This window comes from candidate division Zixibacteria bacterium HGW-Zixibacteria-1, from assembly GCA_002838945.1.
Lineage (GTDB): Bacteria > Zixibacteria > MSB-5A5 > GN15 > PGXB01 > PGXB01.
Map to the genome: position 1 here is coordinate 27474 of PGXB01000002.1, position 21385 is coordinate 48858.

The 21385-nt window shown below is 48.7% G+C and carries 25 protein-coding genes and 2 tRNA genes; 2 read left to right on the top strand and 25 right to left on the bottom strand.

Translation table 11 applies throughout. The features are described 5' to 3' along the window. Window positions 1-81: 81 nt before the first annotated feature. From CVT49_00890 to CVT49_00910, 5 genes are all read right to left on the bottom strand, one after another. Window positions 82-155 (bottom strand) — tRNA-Pro (locus CVT49_00890). Window positions 156-256: 101 nt separating this feature from the next. Beyond that, entirely contained in the window at window positions 257-862 is a 606-nt protein-coding gene (locus CVT49_00895; GenBank protein PKK84741.1) for a non-canonical purine NTP pyrophosphatase, RdgB/HAM1 family, read from the bottom strand. Further along, a complete protein-coding gene (locus tag CVT49_00900; GenBank protein PKK84742.1) occupies window positions 862-1551 on the bottom strand; it encodes a hypothetical protein in 690 nt (229 codons plus the stop codon). The genes CVT49_00895 and CVT49_00900 overlap by 1 nt, the downstream gene beginning before the upstream one ends. A gap of 131 nt (window positions 1552-1682) precedes the next feature. Next, entirely contained in the window at window positions 1683-2447 is a 765-nt protein-coding gene (locus tag CVT49_00905; GenBank protein ID PKK84743.1) for a citryl-CoA lyase, read from the bottom strand. 12 nt (window positions 2448-2459) lie between these two features. Next, window positions 2460-3206 carry a hypothetical protein gene (locus CVT49_00910; GenBank protein PKK84744.1) on the bottom strand — a complete coding sequence of 249 codons (747 nt, stop codon included), beginning with the start codon at window positions 3204-3206 and terminating at the stop codon, window positions 2460-2462. On the opposite strand from CVT49_00910, the gene CVT49_00915 reads away from it, so the two are divergent. After that, window positions 3205-3417, top strand: a complete 213-nt coding sequence (locus CVT49_00915) for a hypothetical protein (protein PKK84745.1) — start codon at window positions 3205-3207, stop codon at window positions 3415-3417. The two genes, CVT49_00910 and CVT49_00915, sit on opposite strands and share 2 nt — an antisense overlap. Window positions 3418-3466: 49 nt before the next feature. Here CVT49_00915 and CVT49_00920 read toward each other — a convergent pair whose 3' ends face one another. The 11 genes from CVT49_00920 to CVT49_00970 all read right to left on the bottom strand — a co-directional run bounded on the left by CVT49_00920 (window position 3467) and on the right by CVT49_00970 (window position 12317). After that, the gene (locus CVT49_00920; GenBank protein PKK84746.1) at window positions 3467-3877 is read right to left on the bottom strand and encodes a 4Fe-4S ferredoxin; all 411 of its coding nucleotides are present in this window, start codon (window positions 3875-3877) and stop codon (window positions 3467-3469) included. Continuing rightward, the gene (locus CVT49_00925) at window positions 3874-4650 is read right to left on the bottom strand and encodes a hypothetical protein (protein PKK84747.1); all 777 of its coding nucleotides are present in this window, start codon (window positions 4648-4650) and stop codon (window positions 3874-3876) included. Before CVT49_00925 ends, CVT49_00920 begins: the two co-directional genes overlap by 4 nt. An 11-nt stretch (window positions 4651-4661) precedes the next feature. Then, the gene (locus CVT49_00930) at window positions 4662-6515 is read right to left on the bottom strand and encodes an NADH-quinone oxidoreductase subunit F (protein PKK84748.1); all 1854 of its coding nucleotides are present in this window, start codon (window positions 6513-6515) and stop codon (window positions 4662-4664) included. A gap of 1 nt (window position 6516) precedes the next feature. Next, a complete protein-coding gene (locus CVT49_00935; GenBank protein PKK84749.1) occupies window positions 6517-6981 on the bottom strand; it encodes an NAD(P)H-dependent oxidoreductase subunit E in 465 nt (154 codons plus the stop codon). Between the two features lie 9 nt (window positions 6982-6990). Beyond that, window positions 6991-7551, bottom strand: a complete 561-nt coding sequence (locus CVT49_00940; GenBank protein PKK84750.1) for a 2-oxoacid:ferredoxin oxidoreductase subunit gamma — start codon at window positions 7549-7551, stop codon at window positions 6991-6993. Between the two features lie 2 nt (window positions 7552-7553). After that, window positions 7554-8315, bottom strand: coding sequence for a 2-oxoglutarate oxidoreductase (locus CVT49_00945; protein PKK84751.1), 762 nt, complete (start codon window positions 8313-8315; stop codon window positions 7554-7556). Window positions 8316-8339: 24 nt separating this feature from the next. Then, a complete protein-coding gene (locus CVT49_00950; protein ID PKK84752.1) occupies window positions 8340-9413 on the bottom strand; it encodes a 3-methyl-2-oxobutanoate dehydrogenase subunit VorB in 1074 nt (357 codons plus the stop codon). Between the two features lie 14 nt (window positions 9414-9427). Then, window positions 9428-9661: a tungsten formylmethanofuran dehydrogenase gene (locus tag CVT49_00955; protein ID PKK84753.1), complete on the bottom strand. Its 234-nt coding sequence runs from the start codon at window positions 9659-9661 to the stop codon at window positions 9428-9430. 29 nt (window positions 9662-9690) lie between these two features. Continuing rightward, complete coding sequence (locus CVT49_00960; protein ID PKK84754.1) at window positions 9691-10413, bottom strand: cobalamin biosynthesis protein CbiA; 723 nt, start codon at window positions 10411-10413, stop codon at window positions 9691-9693. Between the two features lie 336 nt (window positions 10414-10749). Continuing rightward, window positions 10750-11262 carry a hypothetical protein gene (locus tag CVT49_00965; protein ID PKK84755.1) on the bottom strand — a complete coding sequence of 171 codons (513 nt, stop codon included), beginning with the start codon at window positions 11260-11262 and terminating at the stop codon, window positions 10750-10752. 122 nt (window positions 11263-11384) lie between these two features. Continuing rightward, window positions 11385-12317 (bottom strand): hypothetical protein, encoded by a 933-nt coding sequence (locus CVT49_00970; protein PKK84756.1) that lies wholly within the window; start codon window positions 12315-12317, stop codon window positions 11385-11387. 284 nt (window positions 12318-12601) lie between these two features. Here CVT49_00970 and CVT49_00975 point away from each other — a divergent pair, with 284 nt between their 5' ends. Next, complete coding sequence (locus CVT49_00975) at window positions 12602-12814, top strand: hypothetical protein (GenBank protein PKK84757.1); 213 nt, start codon at window positions 12602-12604, stop codon at window positions 12812-12814. 287 nt (window positions 12815-13101) lie between these two features. On the opposite strand, the gene CVT49_00980 is transcribed toward CVT49_00975, so the two are convergent. The 9 genes from CVT49_00980 to gap form a co-directional block, all read right to left on the bottom strand. Beyond that, complete coding sequence (locus tag CVT49_00980) at window positions 13102-14439, bottom strand: hypothetical protein (GenBank protein PKK84758.1); 1338 nt, start codon at window positions 14437-14439, stop codon at window positions 13102-13104. A gap of 39 nt (window positions 14440-14478) precedes the next feature. Continuing rightward, window positions 14479-14865, bottom strand: coding sequence for a hypothetical protein (locus CVT49_00985; protein ID PKK84759.1), 387 nt, complete (start codon window positions 14863-14865; stop codon window positions 14479-14481). 392 nt (window positions 14866-15257) lie between these two features. Further along, window positions 15258-15761 carry a hypothetical protein gene (locus CVT49_00990; protein ID PKK84760.1) on the bottom strand — a complete coding sequence of 168 codons (504 nt, stop codon included), beginning with the start codon at window positions 15759-15761 and terminating at the stop codon, window positions 15258-15260. A 32-nt stretch (window positions 15762-15793) separates the two neighbouring features. Continuing rightward, on the bottom strand, window positions 15794-17431 hold the full coding sequence (locus CVT49_00995) for a hypothetical protein (GenBank protein PKK84761.1): 1638 nt from the start codon (window positions 17429-17431) through the stop codon (window positions 15794-15796). 396 nt (window positions 17432-17827) lie between these two features. Continuing rightward, window positions 17828-17913: transfer RNA gene (locus tag CVT49_01000), tRNA-Leu, on the bottom strand. 21 nt (window positions 17914-17934) lie between these two features. Further along, window positions 17935-18354, bottom strand: a complete 420-nt coding sequence (gene secG, locus CVT49_01005) for a preprotein translocase subunit SecG (GenBank protein ID PKK84762.1) — start codon at window positions 18352-18354, stop codon at window positions 17935-17937. Window positions 18355-18380: 26 nt separating this feature from the next. Next, window positions 18381-19133 carry a triose-phosphate isomerase gene (locus CVT49_01010; protein PKK84763.1) on the bottom strand — a complete coding sequence of 251 codons (753 nt, stop codon included), beginning with the start codon at window positions 19131-19133 and terminating at the stop codon, window positions 18381-18383. A 16-nt stretch (window positions 19134-19149) separates the two neighbouring features. Then, complete coding sequence (gene pgk, locus CVT49_01015; GenBank protein ID PKK84764.1) at window positions 19150-20346, bottom strand: phosphoglycerate kinase; 1197 nt, start codon at window positions 20344-20346, stop codon at window positions 19150-19152. 43 nt (window positions 20347-20389) lie between these two features. Further along, complete coding sequence (gene gap, locus CVT49_01020; GenBank protein PKK84765.1) at window positions 20390-21379, bottom strand: type I glyceraldehyde-3-phosphate dehydrogenase; 990 nt, start codon at window positions 21377-21379, stop codon at window positions 20390-20392. Window positions 21380-21385 lie beyond the last annotated feature (6 nt).

Genomic DNA, 21385 nt, shown 5'->3' on the forward strand with positions numbered 1-21385 from the left:
TGAGAGGATTTGTCGTAGATCCTGAGTTCCGAAGGATCGTAGATGCTGAGCGAAGCGAAGTAAACCTCCGGCATAAAAAAATCGGGGTGAGAGGATTTGAACCTCCGGCTCCTTGCTCCCAAAGCAAGTGCGCTACCAGGCTGCGCCACACCCCGAATCGCCCAATGGCAGAACCAATATATTTAATTATGGATTCAAGTCAACCCTTTTGATTTATCCGAATTGATCCAGAAGAGGGCGTATTTCAAATACACCCTTACAGGTTTATTCGATTCAAATGCCCGGCCAGAAGCTCCAGCGCCTTGACCAGAGCCTTCCCCCGATGCGAGACTTTGTTTTTTTCCACAAGCGTCATCTCGGCGAAGGTCTTTCCGGCCGGCGGGGAGAAAAAGACCGGATCATAGCCGAAACCGTCCCGGCCGGTTTTTTGTCCTGCAATAAAACCGTCCACCGTTCCTTCGACCGTTTCGACTTTATTCTCATCCCAGGCAATCGCAATAACGGTCCTGAAACGGGCGGTTCGGTTCTCTTTCGGAATCCCTTCCAGTTCTTTCAGCAGTTTCCGGTTGTTGTCGTCATAGGTGCATCCGGGGCCGGCATATCGTGATGAATAAACTCCCGGCGCGCCGCCCAGGGCATCAACTTCAAGCCCGGAATCATCGGCCAGCGCCGCCAAACCGGTAAACTCGGCGATGCCCCTGGCTTTGAGAATGGCGTTTTCCTCGAGCGTCTCCCCGGTTTCTTCGATATCGGGGAAATCGAGAAAATCCTCGAACGTCATGATCGTCACCGGAAGCTCTTCGAGGAGATGCTTTATCTCTCTGATTTTATCTTTATTCTTAGTAGCTAAAACAAGTTGCATTACTGGGCAAATTCCTTGGTAAGTCCGGTTTTTTGGAATAACTTTTTAAGCCTATCATAATTTTCACTATGTTTGCCTCTATCCGATGGATGATGCTGCCAAACTACTATTCGAGCACCATTATATATATATGATTTGCCAAAAATATTTTCAAGGTCGCTCATATCCAATTCCAAGTCTAAAGCCCACATTAATTCAATAAACGTATTACAGCAGACTATAATTTGGGGTTTAATAATATCAATTTCCCGCTTAATAAGATCTTTATCCAATTTTGTGAAGACATGCAGAAGGTTAAAATCTGCAATGGCTCCACCAGTATATTTCTTTACATTCATTATAGCGATACTCTTAATAGCTTCAGTCCGAATATTATTTTCATTCATATCCACTTCGCTATAATCAGGGAAATCATATAATATTCCAGTGGCCCATTTTGAAAGCTGGGCGGCCATTTGTAGTTTTGGTCCATCCCTGTACAGAACTCTCAGATCGCCCTCAGGGAAATCATTTGTCTCTCGTAAAACAAATAGAATCTTTTTCTTCGCCGCATCATATTTATCTTCACAAATAATGCCGTCCGCGCTAAACTTCGTGGTATCAATTTTCAGTCCAGCATATTGCTGTTTCCAATCTTCAAATAATTTGTTTAATTCGGCGGTTTTTGTTCCCACTACGAGATCAGACATGATTTGCCCTCCCGGATACATTGAAATCAAATTAATACTTGAAATGATACAATGCAATTTCATTCAAGTTGTGTCGGGTCTTGCTCGAGATTTGTCGAGAGTGTGACCCGACACCATTAATACCACTTGGCTTATATCTCCCGGTCCGGCGGGCCGTCATATACAAAATTGCGATTGCCCAGCTGTCGCATCGGTTTCTCACGCGTCATCTCTTCGTAGGCGTGCGCCAGCAGCCCCGGCACCCGCGAAATAATGAAGAAACCTTTGCCCAGCCGCCAGTCGAAACCCATGTCGGAGATCACCGCCGCGATGGCGCCGTCAACATTGATCGGCAGCGGCTTGCCCAGTTTTTCGGCCAGTGATTTCTCGATCGCTTTGCACAATTCAATATGCCGTCCCGAGAATTTCTGTTTGGCGGCAATCTCGAATAACTTCAAAGTCCGCGGGTCGATATTGTGCAGCCGGTGCCCGAAACCGGGCATGCGGAATTTCTGCTCGCGGCTCCAGTCCACCAGTTGATCGGCCAGCGTTTTGACATCACCCTCTTTGGCCGCCCATTCCTGCATGATGCGCGCGGCATTCTCGATGGCGCCGCCGTGGCTGTCGCCGATCACCAGCACCCCGCCGGCGATAGCGGCATTGAGCGAATTGCCGCCGGAGAGGATGGTACGTGTTCCCAGCACCGACGGCGGCGAACAGCCGTGATCGATCGATGAAACCAGTATCGCCCGCATCATCTCGGCCTCCGCCTTGTTCGGCAGTTCACCTTTCAGAATCAGGAAAACCGCCTCGGCGAAACTGAGCTTATCCATGATTTGTGTGATATCATAGCCCCGCACTTTTATTTTGCCGGGGCCTATATTGGTTATTGCTGTTTTCCATTCCTGGTCAGCCATAGTGCCTCCCGATTATTCGATTTTCGAAGAATCCTGATATATGGTTTCCTTGTGAATGCCTTTGTAACGAGCCTGCGCAAAACCCAGCCATTGCTCTTCCAGCGTCTTCATATCCATGTCAAACAATTCCTGAACCGCCTTGTCGAACGAGGCGGTTGTTTGCCAGAGCATTTTGAAACGATTAATGCCGAAATTATAAGTCAGGTATCCCACCAGCGATGCCGCTTCCCATTGCCGAGGCCGGGATTCCTGGCGGGCGTAACTTTCGTTGTTTATCAGCGAATCGAGCGGTATGAACTGCTTAAGTTCGATCAGCGAGGCGGCGTTATGATGGTAGTCACTCCCTGAATAATCGCGCAGAGCCACCAGGCCGTCACGCAGAAAATCATAGTCGGTGCGCCGAAGGCCCATATTATCGACCAGATATTCAGCCAGAGGCGTCCCGAACGGCGGCACCCGGTTCCAGTGAATCTGGTTCTGGGTGTGATAAGGCCCGGAATGTCCCGTCAACTGGGCCAACTCAACATCGTTATTATGAATGTAAAAATGAATGGTGTCTTTGGGAAACGCCATAGCAAGAAAAGCGCAGTCTTCCTGCAAATATCTCTCATATGCCCCTGACAATCGGTCGATATTCCTGCCCCAGTAACTGCCCTCGGGGTAATGAAAGACAAAATGCTTGTAACTGTATTTGCCCCAACCCTCATATTGCGGAGCAGTTTCGGTTTTTTCACCGCCGCAGCCGATAAACATAACCATGAGTATCGTTGCGACAAGGGCGGTTGATACGGTTATTGCTAAATTCCTCGATTTCGTCATTTTTATTGAAAACTCCCTCTATATAAAAACTTATGACAAATTTCCGGCCCGGAAGGCCCTTTCAAAGCTCAAAATATATGGCAACACCTTGTGGTTGTCAAACTTATTCGGGAAAACAAACGGCCGGTCGAAAAATCAACCGGCCAAATGAATAAATCACAATAACAGCAAAAACAAACTTGGCAGAATATTTCGAATCCTCAGCCTATCTTCTCATAAACCAATGCCTTGGTCGGGCAGAACTGAACACAGGCCGGTTTTCCCTCACAAATGTCACATTTTACAATTTCGTCGTGAATATCATCCACAAGGCTGCATCCGAATGGGCAGGCCGCAACACAGGCCATGCATTTGACACACCGTTCTTTGTCCAGATCGATAGCCCCGGTCTCTTCATTACGCTTGAGAGCATCAAACAGACAGGATTTGGCACAGGCCGCATCATCGCACTGCAAACAGACGACCGGCACATATTTATCTTTGGCATAGGTGATCGGGTAAATCCGGCTGCGGCCCGGTTTTTTATCCTGCGTATGAGTGAACGCACAGGCCAGCTCGCAGGTGCGGCAGCCGATACAGAGCGAGGGGATTACTTTATAACGGAACATCATAAGGCAACCTCCTTCGCGGCATCGACCAGGCCGCCCATTTTCAGGGCCAGTTCCAAGCGCTTACAGTCATCGCAGGTCTCGAAGTATTCCGGAGGCAGTTCCCGTTTCTCGACAAGATAGTCGGCGAATTCTTTCGCAATGATCGTCTTGCCGCACTTTTTGCAGGCAATGAGATCGAATTTCTTTTTCCAGATGGTCCGAATTCCGTTTTCATCGCTCCAGGGGATAACATCAGTCGGGCATATTTGCGCGCAACTCAGGCAGCCGATACAATCGGCCGGTTCTTCGCCGAATGGCGGCGCAATGACTTTTTCACGACCCCGGTTGATGGCCGAGATGGCACTCTTGCCGAGGACCTCGCAAATGCGGGTGCAGGCATAGCACATAATGCAGTTGTCGCCATCGGGCCGGACCCTATAACTCGTTTCGGTAATGCCATACTCTTCGGCAAGTTTCTGAATGTATTCCGAGTTGGGACAACGGGCCAGTTGCAGGTCGAGAATAATCTTACGAATCTCCATAACTTCCGGAGAATGGGTGCCGACAATCAGCCCCTCCTCGACCGGGTACAGGCATGAAGTGACATGCTTTTTCCAGCCGTTCCAGCTTTCTTTGGTTATCTCCACCGTGCACAGGCGGCAGTTGCCGGCCGGCTCGATCGCTTCATGATGGCACAGGGCGGGAATATCGATTCCCTGGCGCTTCAGCACCACCAGAAGCATCTCGCCTTCTCTGGCCTTGACGACTTTTCCATTTATTATTATAGATACCATATTCCACCCTGTTAATTTATTTCAATGGCGTCATAATTACAGATATCATAACACGACCCGCATTGGGTACATAAATCCTGATCTATAATATGTTTCTTTTTCTTTTCGCCGGTTATGGCATCAACGGGACAAACCGCAATACAGGCCAGGCAGCCGGTACAGGCGTCGGTAATATCGAACCTTATCAGGCTGCGGCAGATGCCGCCGAGGCATTTCTTATCCCGAATATGCGCCAGATATTCATCGCGGAAATACATTATAGTACTGACAAACGGATTCGGCCCGGATTGACCCAGTCCGCACAGGGATGCGCTCTGGATAACCTTGGAAAGCCTTTCCATCAGCACCAGATCGTCCTCCTCGGCTTTTCCTTCACATATCCTGACACAGAGATCATGCAGTTGGTACAGGCCTTCCCGGCACGGAACGCACTTGCCGCATGATTCCTCGACCAGGAAATTCAGGAAGTACCTGGCCACATCGACCATGCAGGTGCGGCTGTCCATGACAATCATGCCGCCCGAACCCATCATCGATCCGGCCTCGGTCAAGGTATCGAAATCGACCTGCAGATCAAGCTTTTCGGCGGGAAGACAGCCGCCCGACGGGCCGCCGGTCTGGACTGCCTTGAAATCTCTGTTCTTGTCGATTCCGCCGCCGATTTCATAGATGATTTCCCTTAGCGTAATACCCATTGGGACCTCTATTAAACCGGTGTTCTTGACCTTGCCCGCCAGCGAGAAGGCTTTGGTTCCGGTGCTCTTTCTGGTTCCGATGGAGGCGAACCAATCGGCGCCTTTTTCCATGATGACCGGTATCGTGGCAAAAGTCTCGACATTGTTCAGGACCGTCGGCTTGTCGTGCAGTCCTTTCTGCACCGAGCGAATATACTTGGCGCGCGGTTCGCCGACTTCGCCGGCGACCGATCTCATCAATGCCGATGATTCGCCGCAGACAAAGGCGCCGCCGCCGCGGCTGATCCTGATGTCGAATTTAAACCCGGTCCCCATGACATTGTCACCCAGAAGATTATGTTCCCGGGCCGCCTCGATGGCCTTCTGGAGACTAATCACCGCCAGAGGATACTCTTCACGAACATAAATATATCCTTCGGTCGAGCCGATGGCATAGGCGCAGATAATCATCCCTTCCAGAACCGTATGTGGATCACCCTCCATAATGCAGCGATCCATAAAGGCGCCGGGATCGCCCTCGTCACCGTTGCAGATCACGTACCTGATATCGGACTCGATACTCGCGCAACTGGCCCATTTCCGCCCGGTCCCGAAGCCGCCGCCGCCGCGCCCTCTGATACCTGATTTGCTTACGGTATCGATGACTTCCTTCGGCTTCAAGTTTCCAAGGACCTTGGCCAGTGCACTGTAACCGCCTTCGGCGATATAGTCGGTGATTTTGTCGGGATCGATCCGGCCGACATTGCGCAGCGAGATTTTCTGCTGCCGTTTATAGAACGGGATCTCTTTATATTCAACAATCGGCTCTTTGTGCTTGTCATCGGTATAAAGCAGCCGATTAATCAATTCGCCCTTTTGAAGAGTCTGTTCGACAATTTTGGCGACATCACCCTTTTTGACTTTGGAATAAAATATCCCCTCTGGTTCGATAACAACGAGCGGCCCGCGGGCGCAGAAACCGTGGCACCCGGTTTTTTTCACCGACTCAACCGTGATCCCTTTAAGCTTTTTGTCTTTCAGGACCTTGTTGAACTCGGCCAGAATCTGGTCCGAGCCGCTGGCCAGACAACCCGGCCCGAGACAGACCAGCACTTTCTTTTTATGCTCCTCGGCCGCTGTCCGGCATTCTTTCTGCCATTGGTTCAGTTTTTTAATACTATCTATGTACATATCAATCCTTCTTCACCAATTTCAGCGCCTTGTCGCAGCGGACATTGCCGTGATATTTATTATTAACAATCATCAACGGCGCCATAGCGCAGGCCCCCACACAGTTGACCACCTCGACGGTATATTTAAGATCCCCGGAGGTCTCGCCCGGTTTAAGGCCGAGTCCGGTTTCGAGCTGCTCCAGAATAAGATCGGCCCCCTTGATATGACAGGCGGTACCTTTGCAGACACGGATGATATTTTCACCTCGCGGCGTCAGGCTGAAGGCATTGTAGAATGTCGCCACGCTGCAAACCTTGCTGAGTGGCACATTCAGCTCTTTGGCCGTTTCCTCCATGCCCATACGCGGGAGATATTGAAATTCGCACTGGATATCCTGAAGCACCGTAATAAGAGACCCCGGAATTTTGGGGCTGCGATTGATGATTTCTCTGACTTTATCTATCCTGATTACTTTGCTTACCATACCTCACCCCTATACACTGACCTGCTGCCTGATTATCTTGCGGCCCGCCTCGATTGCCTTGTGATTGATATCAATCAGGTTCTTCATTTTTCCCCCGCCCATCTTTTTGTCGAGCATTTTCAACAGCGTCTCGAAAGATACGACCGAGGTCGCTTCCACATAGGCCGCCAGCATGACCATATTGGTGACTTTGGCATTGCCCGCTTTCATGGCTATATCGTTGGCGGGAACCAGAAATTCCTTGATATCATCCCGCCCGGAAGTGACATCGATCAGTGAAGAATTAATCAGCAACAATCCGCCCGGCCGAATCATCGAACCGAATTTATCCAGTGACGGGCGGTTAAAAACACAGGCCGACATCGGATTATTGATGATCGGCGAACCGATCCGGCTGTCGGAGACAACCACGGTGCAATTGGCCGTGCCGCCGCGCATCTCCGGGCCATAGGATGGTATCCAGACAACCTGTTTGCCTTCTTCCATGGCGGCGTACGCGAGCAACTGGCCGGCCGTCATAACTCCCTGTCCGCCGAACCCGGCAAAGACAACTTCAATCTGCTTTGCCATAATCAGCCCTCCTCCCTTTCCGGATCTTTATAGATCCCGAGAGGATAATAGGGCTGCATGGCTTCGCCCACCCATTTGGTGGCGGCCGAGGGATCAATTCCCCAGTTGGTCGGACAGGTCGAAAGCACCTCTACGAGACTGAAACACTTGCCTTCTTTTTGAAGCCGGAACGCCTTCTTGATCATCTTTTTGGCCGCGATGATGTGCATCGGTGTATGCACGGCGGCCCGGGCGATGAACGCCGGCGTCCGCAATGTTGACAGCAGTTCGGCCATACGAATGGGATAGCCGGCCAATGAAACATCGCGCCCCATCGGGGATGTCGTGGTTTTTTGTCCCGGCATGGTGGTCGGGGCCATCTGCCCGCCGGTCATACCGTAGATGGCATTATTGACAAATATGACTGTGATTTTCTCGCCGCGGTTGGCGGCATGGACTATTTCGCCCATTCCAATCGAGGCCAGATCGCCGTCGCCCTGATATGTAAAACATATCATGTCAGGGCGGACCCGCTTGAAGCCGGTGGCCAACGCCGGGGCACGTCCATGCGGTGCCTCGAGAAAATCGCAGGTGAAATAATTATATATCAGGACCGAGCAACCCACCGGCGCGACCCCGACCGCTCGATCGCGAAGGCCGAGTTCATCGAGCGACTCGGCCACAAGTCGATGGATAACGCCGTGAGTGCACCCCGGACAATAGTGGGTGATATTCTCGCTCAGCGCCTCCGGCCTTTTGAAAATTGTGGTCGCATCATTTATCATAATATCCTCGTTTTATTGCGAAGATCACTTTTTCTTACCCAGTAACTCCCGGATTTTGTCTTTTACCTCATTTGGTGTCGGGACTATTCCGCCGGTCCGACCGAAAAAGTCAACCGGCTTCCTGCCCTGGACACACCGCTCGATATCCTCAACCATCTGGCCGACACTCATCTCAATCGTCAGGACCCTTTCGATATTTTTCTTCACGGCTTCATCATGGATGGCCTTTTCGGGAAAAGGATAGAGCGATATCGGCCGGAACAGGCCGATACTGATGCCTTCTTCTTCCATTTCATCGATAGCGGTCTGGCAGATTCTGGCCATGGTTCCATAAGCGGCGATCAGGATTCGGTTTTTATCGGATACTTTATACAGTTCATAACGGATTTCATTTTTCTTGATTTCTTTGTATTTATCGGCCAGCAGAAAGCTGTTATCCTCGAGTTTCTGCGGATCGAGGAAGAGCGATTTGACGATCCGCGCCTTGCGTCCTTTGGCGCCGGTCAGCGACCAATTAACGGCATTCGGATCATTCTGCTCACGATATTTCTCCGGAAATTCGACCGATTCCATCATCTGGCCGATCATACCATCCCCGATTATCATCACCGGATTGCGATACTTATCCGCCAGATCGAAGGCGAGAATCATCAAATCGACCGCCTCCTGAACCGAAGCAGGAGCCAGCACGATCAGGTGATAGTCACCATGTCCGCCCGCCTTAACCGCCTGAAAATAATCGGACTGCGCCGGCAGGATACCGCCCAGGCCGGGGCCGCCCCGCATGATATTGAGCAGCACCACCGGAAGGTGGGCGCCCGCCATGAATGAAATGGCTTCCTGCATCAGACTGATTCCGGGCGATGATGAAGTCGTGAAGACCCGCTTGCCTGATGCCGCCGCTCCGAAAAGCATATTCCCCACTGCCACTTCCGATTCGGCCTGCACGAAAACACCACCGACCTCCGGAAGCCGCCAGCAAAGATACTCGGCCACTTCGCTCTGGGGAGTAATCGGATAGGCAAAATAATTGATGGCGCCGGCGCAAATGGCCGCCTCGCCGATCGCCTCATTTCCTTTCATTAATCTCTTGGCCATCTTTCATCTCCCCGTCAATATTCGAATAAAACGAATTGCGTCCCATGGGCATGCACCTCTATGGCCACATCGGGACAGGTGATGGCACAAATCCTACAGCCGATGCATCTGGTCGGTTCGACCAACTGGGCGAAGAAATAACCCTTCAGGTTTATTTCCTTCGACATTTTCAAAATCTGCATCGGACACGCCTTCACACACAATTCGCATCCTTTACAGTAGTTCTTATCTATTCGTACACCGGGCATGAATCATTCCCTTCGGTTAATAAATCATTTTAAACCGGTTTTTCTTTTCTTTCCCATGGCTTCAACATCGATCGTGTCATCGGCAGCACCGGACAGGCGAAGACCGATGTATCGGTCAAATCGAGAATACTCCGCTTGGCGCTGACAAACTGAACCGGAAGACCGCTGGTCCGGCTGACTTCAAGGGACAGGTAATACCCCTCGACAAGTATTTCCGGGGTGGTCTCATCTATCATATGTGTATTCGAAATCAAGCCGGTAAATTTCAGTCGGGCCGACGCCTCAATTCTCTCGATGGTTTTCATGCACCCCGCAACATCGGCTGTCTGTGGGCGGCGGCTATTTAAAACCATTAACATCTCATAATCGCCAGGATCGACTGACTCGGCAATAGAGCCAAGAGCCCTGGTTCCCTGGGCATCGCCCCCGACATCAAGAATCAATTTGCCGTTACTTTTTTCAATGGCGCCTTTGACTTCCGGCATGAGTATCGGCAAGTCGGCATAAAATTGATTGCCCCGAGGGGCTATGGCCGTAATACCCATGGCTTCAAGTTCACTGATCACTTCACGACTGCGGAAATAAGGATTGACCAGATCAAGGTCAACAATCGTGACCCGGGCCTTTTCGATCGCGGCAAAGTATTTAGCCAGATTTACGGATACCTCGGTCTTACCACTCCCAAAACCACCGACAATGGCGATAATTCTCTTTTTTAAGGCGGGGTAGCGCAGACCGGACTCATCCGTCATCTTTGATTAATCCTTTGCTGCCGGAGTTGTCAAAATACCAGGAGGGCATTTTAGTTCTTTCATTTCAGGCCATTAAGAACTTATCAGGCCCTCGATTCACAATTATAACATATTATCAATAAATAAGCAGGCAAAGTCAAGGGATATTGTGAAAAAAATCACTAAAATTCCGCCTTTAACCCCTTATCGGACAATTAATCAGCCAATATTCGGCCATTTTTTTATGTCTCAATTGGTTATATCATAAAAGAGGAGTGTTTATGTCTTGTAATTGTGAATAATAAAAGAAACGGCGCCTGAATCGACATGGCGCCGTTTTGATTTTGTAAAGGCACTTTAATCCCTGCCCCACCCCTCAAGCGATCGGAAATTCTTGAACTGGGCGCTGTCGGCAAAACTTTCCGGCTGCCGGGCATACATCAGAACGCCGTCGATCATATAAATATGATTCTGCTCCTCCCCGGCAATTTTGATAAAAAGAGCCTTGCGTTTCGGGTCGCCCTCTTTGGCCGCCTGCTCTTCATAGAGTTTTTTGGACTTTTCTTCCAGCTTAAACGCTTCTTTCCAGGCGGATAGCTCATTCTCGCCGAATTGCACACCTTTCGGATTCGAGGCCATCTGCTCGAAAATGTTCTGGATCTTGCTGATTGTCTCGGCGCCGGTAAAAGAAGCGTTGATATCGTCCGGATCTTCCTTCAAGCGCTTGAAATATTTATAATGGCGCTCTTCTTCCTCGGCCATCGACAGCAATACTTTCTTCAACCCGGGATTAGTAGTGCCGGACGCCTGCTTTTCATAAAAAGCCTTGCCGTCTTTTTCCATCTGCATGGCAAATTCCAATATATCCATAAAGGCTCCTTTGTCCTGATTATTATTATTTAATTAAATTATAGCCTATTAGGTCAAGAAATTCAAGTAGATTTGAAAAATGATGACGATGCAGATCAATCAATATTCGGGAAAATTTAATATCAGTCCGAGGCCGGGAGATAATCGGTATCGGAATATTTTATCCGCTCCAAATATGAAAGACCCTTATTGCCGAAATACGCTTCTTCTTTACGATAAACTTTATCCTGAAGGGCTTCCTTGAGTGAAATAAATTTGTATCCTTTTTCCTCGAGCAAAGTCAGCAGATCATCGATAAACATGGCATTCAGTCGGTTGGCGCGGAGCTGAAGAATATGCCGGACCGGGCGTCCCATGATTTCTTTGGCCAGTGTCTCGGCGGATCCCAACCGCTCCAGAATGTGCGCCATGTATTCATCTCGCAGAGCCATAAATTTTAGGGTGTCGGTGCTGCCGTATATTTTTTCCAGCGAAAGATTATATACGAAATCCTCGGTGACGACGGTGGGATGCGCCACTATAATCTGCATCTCATCCAGGTAATCCTGAACCTCCTGTTTTATTTCGGGGAGATCGCCGTAATGCAAATATGGAAACCGGAAAAACCTGCCTTCCTGCTTATACGACCAGACCAGGTCCTCGATGGACTCTTTGCCCTTCTTGATATCATCCAGATATATATCAACCGGGACATTATCCAGATCCTGCCCGGTGAAGGTCATGAATCCAAGGGTATGTCCGCCCTCGAGCCACTTCACCAGCAGCTCCCAGTCGCCCTCGATACTTTCGCCCACAACAAGGCCCGCCGATGGTGCCTTATGCTTCTTCAGGGCTTCGAGAATCTGATCGGTGATCCAGAAGCGTTCGATTCTTTCATAATTGCGCTCGGCCGGCAGATTATCGAATGTTACGCAGATTTTATTTATTGAAGCCTGGACCTTTGGCGTGGCCGTGGATTTTTTTTCATCCTGTCCCGATGTTGGCACAGAAATAACAATAATACAGGTAAAAATGATTAATATCGCCGCAAGTGCCTTTATATAAGTCAATTTCATGCTTTCTAATGTATTCTCTTCCGGATTCCGGTCAACAAAAAACTATTGAGCGAAAATAGTCCATAAAATATTTTATCAAAATAATTAAATCCAACCTCTTGACAATTAATGTCAGTTGCGTATATAGTTTACATACAGGGTAACCAGTTTTCTTTTGTTTCATCATCGAATCGACAACGTCGCAGTATCAGATCGGGGTTTTTTTATCGAATAAATTGATCTTACCGGGGCAAAAATTATCCGGGGGTTCATTTTAATCAGGAACCGAAATTCCAAGGGGGGTAATGACGATGAACAAACCTGACCACGGATGGCAGTCGCTCATCACCGATTATCTCGACAAGCTTGACAGCTGGCAGAGAATCATAAAGCGCCAGTCGGCGGAGCCCGGCTTCAAGCATAATCCAGGCAAACTTAATCAGGTACTGACCGCCTACAAAAGCATGAAATCGGCCGAACGGGCGCTCAAAGATTATGAAATCCGCTTGCATTACTGATTAATGCAATTCTAACAGCAAGACAATCCTGCTCTTATAATATTTTGATTTTGGGGAAATTGTTCAATTATTCTCAAAAGCTCCTCGGCGTTTTGCCTATTTTTGAAACTTATTATCCCGGAACGCGTTATATACGCTAACCTCTTGAAATGAAATACACACTTAAGAGGCCCCCTGTCGACGGCGGCAGGGGGATTTTTTTATATGACCTATCAAAATCCGTCAAAGATATGTTCGACAATCACGATGATCCGGCTCGGTGCCCAGGTTGCAATGATGGCACTAATTTAAGAAACATTTCTGATTCTTGAAATCAGCGTTCTCATGGCCAGCAGTATCAGATCATAAAGGAAAATTAGCGCGATCGCGACCAGAATCGGCCACGCCGACTGCGCCGGAAAGAAAATACGCGACCCCTGCCCGAAGGTGATCCCTGACATTAAGGCATAGTACACATAAATCATGAGCAGAATTATAGCGGAACGAAAATTCTTTCTTGATAGAATTACAAAACCGACAAGAAAAAATACCAGGACAAGAGGATTCTTATAATCAAGGCTGAAGTTATCATCAAGAAATTTGAAGGTTTTCTTATACTGCGGCAACTGTATCTGCTGAAGCGTCGAGGTGGACGTTATATTTTCCAGAATAGTCGAAAAATATGCTTTTATGAAAAGACCGGGATAATTTGTAAAGGTGGACACCACAAAATCAATCGATTCATCATTCAATTTCTTGAAATTACCGGCATTAATATCGGGCTCCATCGCTCTGAATATTGAGTCCCGATACTCCCTGAATTCATAAGGTGAACGATTCTGACTGTTGTATAGAACCTTTCCCGAAAGATATACTCTGGCCGCACCCAGGCCGGTCCCGGCAATTGCGGGGGTTCCGTAAACAGCATTATTTCTTATCCCCCAGACCAGCGGCAACAAAATAAATAAGAGAATAAGAACGGCAAATCTCGGCAAAACTTTCTTCTTCCCGGCAGCACCTTCCTGAATCGGATATAATAAAAAGAAAATTACCAGCAGCAGTGGAAAGAGAATGGCAACCGACCTCACCAGAATCGAAAAACCGCCCGTTATGCCGGACACGATATATATCCAATATCGATTTTCATTCAGTGCCTTAAAAAACATATAGAGTGATAATGCAAATAAAAAGAAAAACAGGGTTTCGGTCAGGACGGCATTGGCCAGCGAGATAGATGTCATCGAAAAAGCGGACAGTAATCCGGCGACCACGCCGATTATCCTGTTTCCGGTCAGCATGATGGATATTTCATAAATCAGGACGCACGAAAGACAACTGAGAATTATTTGCACCAGTATCATCAGCCAGTAAGCCTTGTTCAAGGCGAAGGCAAACAATCCCAGAAAGAACGGGTAACCGGGGCCGACCAGATACAGGTCATACCGGCCGATGTCGTTGTTGCCGATGAGACCTTCGGCGGCCTGAAGGTATGTCTGGGTATCGGGGAATAAATTCATAATTTGCACAGAGTTATATTCGGAAGACATCAAAAGAAAAAATATTAATCTGAGAAGAAAAGCGGCGCCAAAAATAATCAAGGGAATCTTGTATTTATTAAATGCTTCTCTGCCATTCGATGAAAACATAACAATCGTACTATATCTTCTTATGAGGTTGTATTGCTGTTACTTTTTCCGCTTTTTGTGATCAATTTCTCCAGCAAATATGTGAGGCAGGCTTTCTTTCTTCACGAATATACCGGCCAGGCTCATCAGGAATATGAACACGATAGACAGAAACGGTAAAGCCCCGCCGGTAATATGACCGGCATAAATGGTAATCAAACTCGGAGGAGTGGCTGATTCCTTTATGTTGAGTTCAGGATGCCTGATCAGGGTCAATTTATGCAGATGGCCCGACAATATCCAGCATTGGCGCGACTGCCCGATGATTTCATATTTTTGATTATCGATACTATAATCATCGATTAAATGCATATATGTGCCGACAAAAATTCTTTTCGTCTCGGCCAGGACATAACTCGCTCTGGTATCATTGAATTGCTTCAGCAATTCCGATTGTGTCTGGTAGTCGAGATCTGTTATTCTCTGTATATCCGACCTCCACCAAAAAATCCCCAAAACCACGAGTGAGATAACTGAGAGGACCAATATGATGATTCTTTGGTTTGGGCGTTTCATATATTTCTATCAAAACTCATATGAGATGTTACTGTCTCAAAAATAAGATTTTTCAACAAAATATCAATGTTTAGTTTTTAGTCAGATACAAATGGACAGTCTGCCGTCGGCATTCTTGCAGCTTGCGACGTCTTTTTATAAGTCCATGCTAATCGTCATGGTGTGTGCATTTTTAAATAAAGGCAGATATTCTTCCGACTAAATGAATCCCAAAAAAAGTCAGGGCTAATTCCAGCCCTGACTTCCGGCAGATTAAAGATTTTTTACTGCTTTTTTTCTCGGGATTTATGGTAATTTACAAAAAACTCCTTATATCCTCTCTCTTCGGCCTGCCCTACCAGAAAATCATACAGCCTTGCGCTTTCCTTTGCATATAGTGGCGGTTTTTCGCCGTCCTGAGGAATATATGCCATATTTCTCCAAATATTAATTGCTTTCGGGAACTCCTTGATTTCTCTTGTGTAAATCTGGAAAATGGCATAACCCGGTCGATTCCACTCGTTATAGTCAAAAAGCGTGTCAGGAACAGCTTTCAACGATCTTATTAATTGCACCAGAGTATCATAGGCAGGTCCTTCGGTCAGCCACCACTGTGGATTCGGTCGGCCGGAATATACCGGCAACGTGATTGATATTCCCCTAATCGGATCCACCTTTGTCTTGGCATTTGCCATATCATCCTGTGCAGGAAGAAGGCTCGCCAATAATATGACCGTTATTAATGGCACAATCATTCTTATTTTTTTCAGGAATACGTATATATTCACTTTTACCTCCTCTAATTATACACATAAATACCTTAATAGCATGAACGCGGGCCGTCAATAACAACATTGTTTTTATCCACGCAGAAATAGCCGCAGAAGATGCTATAGTCTCTGACAATGTCAGGGCCATTATATACCTTACGATCCGCAGTCTCCGGATTGGTAATCAGATTTCCTGTGCCATCGCGGTCACTGGCCGGATAAGGGCCCATTTTATGCGACCAGCGCCCATTGTCGTCAAGACGATACCAATGGTAGTCTTGATTGGGCGCAATTACCAGGGCAACTATGTGATAACAATCCCGGCATGCCTTGTCAATATTTGTGACCATCAGACCGTCTGCCTGCGCGGCCGAAGTTACGGTCGGGCAGGTCGTAGAGTGCGAGGCACCATGAGCATAACCAGGTTGTGCATAGGTATTGGTTTTTATATTACATCCATAATTATAACAGTTATTGCAGGTGACGGTGGCAGCGTCATTCCAGTAAGCCGGCTCATACGGCGGCGCACCATCCTGCCTGACAATAACTTGGGCGGAAAGCGGACTGGCCGCCCCGAAAACAAATTGCTGGGCCGTGATTTTATCTCCTGCAGCAAAATTGGTGGCGTCTCCCAATGCGATTTTTATGCATTCGCCATTTCCGGCCGCCTGAGCAACCTGGGTACCATTGACGAAAACTTTCACTGTGCTTAGAACCACCGTATTACATATCGTAACATAAAATTCATCTTTACAGATCGGTTCTCTGACAACCGGCGCCGGGACTTCTTTCACAGGTGGCACTTTTTCAGATGGATCCGATCCCAGATCACACAGATATTGAATAGCGTAATAGATAAAACCATCTTTGAAAACAGGATTTATTCCATATATTACGGCATTGGCAATGGCGGTGCCGCCACCTACCTGGACGGGCCCGCTACCGTCATCAGCAAAGATCATGACAACTGCCCCCAGAAACAGATTATCAACACGACAAGCATCATTGCCGATTACAATCGGCTCATGAATTGCCGGGGTCGGCAGGGATTCCGGTTTTTTCTGGACCTTTTCAATGTCGGAATGATTGCTGGTATAGCCTCTTTGCTTGAGACACATCTCCTGCCACGAATCATACCCGTCACCCAGGACAAGTTCGGGAACTCCAAATCTGATATTTCTGTAAGGGGTCATGCCGTTTTTAATTTCAGCGCCATTCTGTGCGAGACGAACAGTGGCCCCTTCCACTATATTCTCAACCACTATGCATTTCTGGCACTCAAAAAGGGGCCCATGGATTTTGGGCGTTAGCAGTTTCTCACCGCTGATCAGGTTCGAGGGCGGAATCGTGACGACTGTTACCGGTTCTCTGGATTTCACACTGATATGATTGCCCACTATCTGAGCGGCCGAGACTACATCTCCGGTACTCAATGGATTTGGCAGGACCACCTCTCCCCAACCCATCCAGGTGCTGAATTCCTTGACTTTGGCACCATTTACGTAGATCCGGATTTTAGCATTTCGATCGGCGCCTCCATATGAAATAATACTGGCGCAATTGTATATGGGTGTCCCTATGGTCGGCGGCGAAAGACTATTATCGACCGTCAAACCATTGCAGCCGAAAAGTACCGCCAGCAATATCACCGATATTGCCGCCATGCTAACAATGTTTTTTACTTTCATCCACAGCCTCTTTATCCTAAATTGATTTTAGATTAGCATGTCAAACCGCAAGCAGTCAACCCTATGGGTAACCTCGACCAATGATGTTAGATAAAACGTAATTCAAAAGCGCCCTCGCTATCGGAACAATCTGATGTCATATGAAAATGAAAATCGAACGATTGTCGCCCTGGCTAACCATTTGGGTTAGCCCTGTGGATTAATATTAAGAAAGCAACTCTTTTAAAACAAGCAAAAATCATCGCCGGGGAATAATTTTTCGAGAGCAATGGTCTTGAGGCACAGACGACTTCAAATGCCAGGCGTATCCTAAAAGAGAGACGAAAAAATGAAGATTGGTTGTTTTTCGAGCCAAATTGATAAAAAAAACCCCGCTGATGCGGGGCCGTGTATCTATGGTGCGGAAGGGGGGATTTGAACCCCCACGCTTATTCAGCGCCACCCCCTCAAGATGGTGTGTCTACCAATTCCACCACTTCCGCACTATATTTTGCCGTCAAATATTATTGACCGGTCTCGTTCTGTGCGGGAACTGCCGGCAGTTCGCCATCACCGGTATTCTGGTCGGCAGGTTGGGTGCCGCCCTGGTTATCAACCGGCAGCGCCTGTTGCTGGGCCGACTGACGCTCCAGTTCCCTCTGCGCCTCCTCGGTCACGACTGAGCCACCTGTGGCAGCTCCAGCGCCGCGCCCGCTGCGATGACTCGACATGAAGGCCAGGACACCGCAGTTAATTATAAAGACAACCGCCAGAATCGTCGTCGCCTTCGAAAGAAATGAGGCCGCGCCGCGTCCGCCGAAAACCGCGCCGGTCAAACCGGTGCCGCCGCCGCCGAAGGCGCCGGCCAATCCTTCACCTTTGGCCGACTGCATCAGCACGACAATCATCAGCAGAATACAGACCAGTGTATGAAACACAACCATTACAGTAAACAAAGCAATTCCTCCGTCTATGCAGATTTGACTATTTGCGTAAAATCCTCAACCTTCAGGCTGGCTCCGCCGATCAAGCCGCCGTCGATATCGGGCTGTTTCAGCAACCCGGCGGCATTGGCGGCGTTCATGGAACCGCCGTAAAGTATCGATAAATTATCGGCCGTGGCATCCCCGTGATTCGTCCTTATCCTATTCCTGATAAAGCGATGAACTTCCTGCGCCATTTCCGGGGTGGCTGTTTTACCGGTTCCGATTGCCCAGACCGGCTCATAGGCGATTACGACCTGTTTCATATCTCCGGCCGTCAAACCGTCCAGCGAGCCATCTACCTGTCTGCCAATGACCTCCTCAGTCTTGCCTTTTTCGCGTTCTTCAAGCTTCTCACCGATACAAACAATCGGGCCAAGCCCGCTTTTGACAGCCAGCTTAACCTTCTCATTTACAATCGCATCGGTCTCGGAAAAATATTCCCTTCTTTCCGAGTGGCCCAAAATAATATACTTTACTCCGATTGTCAAGAGCATCAAAGGGCCAATTTCGCCCGTAAATGCCCCTGTTTCCTTAAAATACATATTTTGTGCCCCAAGATATATCCGACTCCCTTTGAGCAATTGGGCCGTTTCGCTCAGAGCGGTATAGGGCGGGCAAATTACCACCCGGGGATGTTCGCCCCCGCCGAGACTCTTAACCAATCCGCGGACCAGCTCCGCCGCCTCGGCATTGGTTTTGTTCATCTTCCAGTTGCCGGCTATTATTGTCAATCTCATGTTGTCATTTCCTCAGTTATTTGGCATCGGTCAGCGCGGCAACACCCGGAAGAATCTTACCTTCGAGAAACTCAAGCGAAGCTCCGCCCCCGGTAGAAATATGTGTCAATTTGTCATCAAGGCCGCATTTGCTCACGGCTGAAGCCGAATCGCCGCCTCCGACAACCGTCACCGCTCCCTTGGCTGTGATATCGGCCAGAATTCGGGCAATACCATAGGTCCCGGCGGCAAATTTCTCGACTTCGAAAACGCCCATCGGCCCATTCCAGACCACCGTCTTGGCGTTTTTCAACTCGACCGAGAACTGTTTAATCGAGTCCGGCCCGATATCGAGGCCCTTCATCCCGGCCGGTATCTTGTCGGCTGAGACGACCGTGACTCTGCTGTCATTTACATCCGCCGCGACCGCAAAATCGGTCGGGAAAATCAGGCGGACCTTTTTCGCAACCGCTTTTTTCAATATTTCTCCGGCCAGACCAAGCTTGTCGGCTTCGAGAAGCGAATCCCCGATTTCCTTTCCCATTGCTTTCAGAAACGTGAAAACCATGCCGCCGCCGATAATGATGCTGTCCACCTTAGTCATCAGGTTTTCAATCACATCGATCTTGCCCGATATCTTGGCGCCACCCAGAATGGCCACAAAGGGCCGCCTGGGAGCGAACAGGGCATTGCCCAGGTATTCCAGTTCCTTTTCCATCAGCAGTCCGGCGGCGCAGGTATCAAAATATTTGGTGACACCTTCAGTTGAGGCATGGGCACGATGAGCCGAGCCAAAAGCATCGTTGACATATACATCGGCCAGCTTGGCCAGTTGCCCGGAAAAACCGGGATCATTGTCGGTTTCCTCAGGATGGAAACGGAGATTTTCAAGCAGCATGACATCGCCCTCTCCAAGAGCATCGGCCATGCTTGCCACCATATCGCCGACACAGTCGGGTGCGAACATAACCTCTTTCCCCAGAAGTTCCGAAAGTCTGGCAGCCGCCGGTTTGAGCGACATTTCGGGAACCACTTTGCCTTTGGGTCGTCCCAGATGGCTGCACAGGATAAGCCGACCGCCGTCATTGATGATGCGATTGATGGTCGGCAGTGACGCGACGATACGGCGATCATCGGTAATATGCTGTTGGCTGTCCAGCGGGACATTGAAATCAACTCTGATGAGGACTCTTTTGCCTTTGAAGTTTATATTTGACACCGTCAATTTATTCATACTGACTCCGTTTTAAGAAGCCCCCGTGGCGGGGGCTCGTACTTTATAACATCTTCGCCAGCATGTCAATCATGCGGCAGGAGAAGCCCCATTCGTTGTCATACCATGAGAAAACTTTCGCAAAGTTGCCGCTGGCCATGGTCAATTGGGAGTCGAAAACAGAGCTGTGCGGATTGCCTATAATATCAACCGAAACGATCGGTTCTTCGGTGTACTCAAGAAATCCCTTCATCGGCCCGTCGGCGGCTTTTTTCATGGCGGCATTAATTTGCTCGACGGTGGCTTCTTTTTCCATGATGACGGCCAGATCCACCAGAGATGCATCAGGGGTCGGAACACGAATGGCGCAGCCATCCAGCTTGCCTTTCGTGGCCGGAAGAACTTCCGAGATCGCTTTGGCGGCGCCGGTGGTGGTCGGAATCATGGATAAGGCGGCCGCCCGGGCGCGGCGAAGATCCTTATGCGGGAGATCGAGAATTTTCTGATCATTGGTATAGGAGTGGATGGTCGTCATAAACCCCTTTTCGATCCCGAAATTATCCAGCAAAACTTTGGTTATCGGCGCGAGGCAGTTGGTGGTGCAGCTTCCGATCGAAATGACATGATGCTTGTTTTTATCGTAATCCTTATCATTGACACCCATGACAAAAGTACCGTCATGCTTCTTGGCGGGCGCCGAAATAAGCACTTTCTTGGCACCGGCATGGATATGTTTGCCGGCTGATTCCTTATCTTTGAATAGGCCGGTCGATTCCACCACGATTTCGGCACCAAGCACCTTCCAGGGCAGACTGGCCGGATCACGCTCCGCCATGACTGGAATTTCTTTACCGTCCACGACCAGGCGGTTGTCGGAATAACCGACTTCGCCCTTAAATTTGCCATGGATAGAATCATATTTTAACAAATGCGCCAACGTCGCGGCATCTGTGATATCATTGATGCCGACAATTTCTATTTTTGATTTCTGGGCGGCTCGAAAAACCAGACGTCCGATTCTCCCAAATCCGTTAATACCTACTTTGATTGCCATGCAACC